This window comes from Spirillospora sp. NPDC049652 (assembly GCF_040675125.1).
GTDB lineage: Bacteria > Actinomycetota > Actinomycetes > Streptosporangiales > Streptosporangiaceae > Spirillospora.
Map to the genome: position 1 here is coordinate 1 of NZ_JBFAOF010000999.1, position 2,513 is coordinate 2,513.

A 2,513-nucleotide genomic window follows, 5' to 3' on the forward strand; every position below is an offset into this window, starting at 1 on the left:
CGCCTACCGGCCCGGCCACGACGTGCTGCACGGCGTGGACCTGGCGCTGCGGCCGGGCGAGCGGCTGGCGATGGTCGGGCCGTCCGGCGCGGGCAAGTCCACCCTGGGCCGCCTGGTCGCCGGGATCGACGCCCCGCGCGCCGGCGCGGTCGAGGTCGGCGACGCCGGTCCCGTCCCGCTGGTGGAGCTCCCGCTGGACGATCTGCGCGGCCACGTCGCCCTTGTCACCCAGGAGCACCACGTCTTCCGCGGCACCCTGCGCGACAACCTGGTGATGGCGGACCCGGACGCCTCCGACGACCGGATCCGCGCCGCCCTGGAGGCGGTGGACTGGGACGGTCCCGACCTGTCCGCGCAGGTCGGCGCGGCGGGCGAGGAGCTGTCCCCGGCCCAGGCGCAGCAGCTCGCGCTGGCCCGGCTGATCCTCGCCGACCCGCACACGCTCGTCCTGGACGAGGCGACGTCGCTCCTCGACCCGCGGGCCGCGCGCCGCCTGGAACGCTCGCTGGCCGCCGTCCTGGACGGCCGGACGGTCGTGGCGATCGCGCACCGCCTGCACACCGCCCACGACGCCGACCGCGTGGCCGTCGTCGAGGACGGCCGCATCACCGAGCTCGGCACGCATGACGAGCTCCTGGAGGCAGGGGGCTCGTACGCCGCGCTCTGGGCGTCCTGGCAGAGCTCGGGCCCGGGTTCGGAGGCGAGCCTCGCGGGCCGTTCCGGTCCGTCCGGGGCCCCGCGTCGTGAGGACGGGCCTCCGCCGCCGTCCTCCGACGACTGGTAGCCCTCAACGGAAGAAGCCGTGTGCCCGGGGCCGTCGTGGCCCCGGGCACACGGCTTCCGCCCGTCAGGCCATGGACTTCTTGAGCCAGTCGACCTGGAGGTGGAGCAGGTTCTCCGCGACGACCTCCTGCGGGGTCATGTGGGTGACCCCGGAGAGGGGCAGGACGGTGTGCGGGCGTCCGGCGGCCAGCAGCGCCGAGGAGAGGCGCAGGGTGTGCGCGGCCACCACGTTGTCGTCCGCCAGGCCGTGGATGAGCAGCAGCGGCCGGGTGAGCTTGTCGGCCATCTCGATGAGGGAGTTGGCGGCGTAGGCCTCCGGCTCCTCCTCGGGCAGGCCCAGGTAGCGCTCGGTGTAGTGGGTGTCGTACAGCGTCCAGTCGGTGACCGGGGCGCCCGCGACGGCGGCGTGGAAGACGTCCGGCCGGGCGAGGACGCTGAGCGCGGCGAGCCAGCCGCCGAACGACCAGCCGCGGACGGCGACCCGGTCGAGGTCGAGCGCGGCGGGGTGGCGGCGGGCGGCCTCCTCCAGCGCGGCGATCTGGTCCTCCAGGACGGGTGTGACGAAGTCGCCGCGGACCGCGCGCTCCCACGCGACGCCGCGGCCGGGGGTGCCCCGGCCGTCCGCGATCACCACGGCGAAGCCCTGGTCGGCGAGCCACTGCGGCTCGCAGTAGGCGCGCTGGACGGCCATGACCCGCTGCGCGTGCGGCCCGCCGTAGGGGTCCATGAGGACGGGCAGGCGGCCCTGGTCCGGCGTCCAGCCGGTGGGCAGCAGCACGGCCGTGCGGATCTCGCGCTCCCCGGCGCGCAGCAGCTCGACCCGGGGCGTGATCACCGGGGTCTCGGCGCGGGACTCGATCGGGAACGTGCCGTGCGGGCCGCGCACCTCGGTGACGGTGCCGAGCACGTCCAGCCGGGAGCCGGTGACGACGGTCAGCTCGCCGGCCGCGACCGCGGAGTGGACGCCCTGGCCTGAGGTGAGCCGCGTCACCTCGCCGTCGGCGTACCGGTGCACGTGCACCTCGGTGGGCTCGGTGGACGCGGTGAACAGCACCGCGCCGCCCTCGACCCCGAGCACCGAGCGGACCTGGAGGCCGGGCGGGGTCACCGGCTCGCCGCCGATGGTGAGGCGGCGGGTGCCGGCCAGGTCGGCGGACCCGGCGGCGGGGTCGCTGGCCTGGTGGTCCTCGACCGTCCAGACCAGGTCGCCGGCGGCCGTGCGGGCCGGGACGCCGGGGACGATCTCGGTCCACACCGGGTCGTGGCCGGTGTGCAGCAGCGTGGTCTCGCCGTTCAGCGGGTCCACGGCGAGCACCCGCTGGGCGCGCTGGTCGCGGGTCTGCACCACGATCAGCGGGCCGCGCGCGTCCCAGCCGGCGGTGGTGAGGTAGGGGTACTGGCCGCGGTCCCAGGAGACCGAGGCGTCGCGGCCGCCGTCGACCCGCAGCAGGACGAGCGAGACGATCGCGTTGGGCGTCCCGGCGGCCGGGTAGGCGATCTCGGTGGCCGGGCTCTCCGGGTTGGCGGGGTCGGCGATCGTCCAGCGCTGGACGGGCGTCTCGTCCACCCGGGCGGTCAGCACGGTGGAGCCGTCGGGCGACCACCAGTGGCCGCGCATGCGCTGCATCTCCTCGGCGGCGATGAACTCCGCCAGGCCGTAGGAGATCTGCTCGCTCTCCGGGGTGATCAGCGCGCGGTCGTCGGAGCCGTCGGCGCCGATCACCCGCGCG

At 76.0% G+C, this 2,513-nt stretch carries 2 protein-coding genes; one reads left to right on the forward strand and one right to left on the reverse strand.

Going from position 1 to position 2,513, the window contains the following annotated elements; genetic code table 11:
* Positions 1-784 (forward strand): ATP-binding cassette domain-containing protein (locus tag AB0J52_RS36005; RefSeq protein ID WP_500187389.1); only part of this gene is annotated, 784 nt, incomplete at its 5' end.
* Between the two features lie 63 nt (positions 785-847).
* Here the strand turns inward: AB0J52_RS36005 and AB0J52_RS36010 are convergent.
* Positions 848-2,513 (reverse strand): S9 family peptidase (locus tag AB0J52_RS36010; RefSeq protein WP_500187390.1); only part of this gene is annotated, 1,666 nt, incomplete at its 5' end.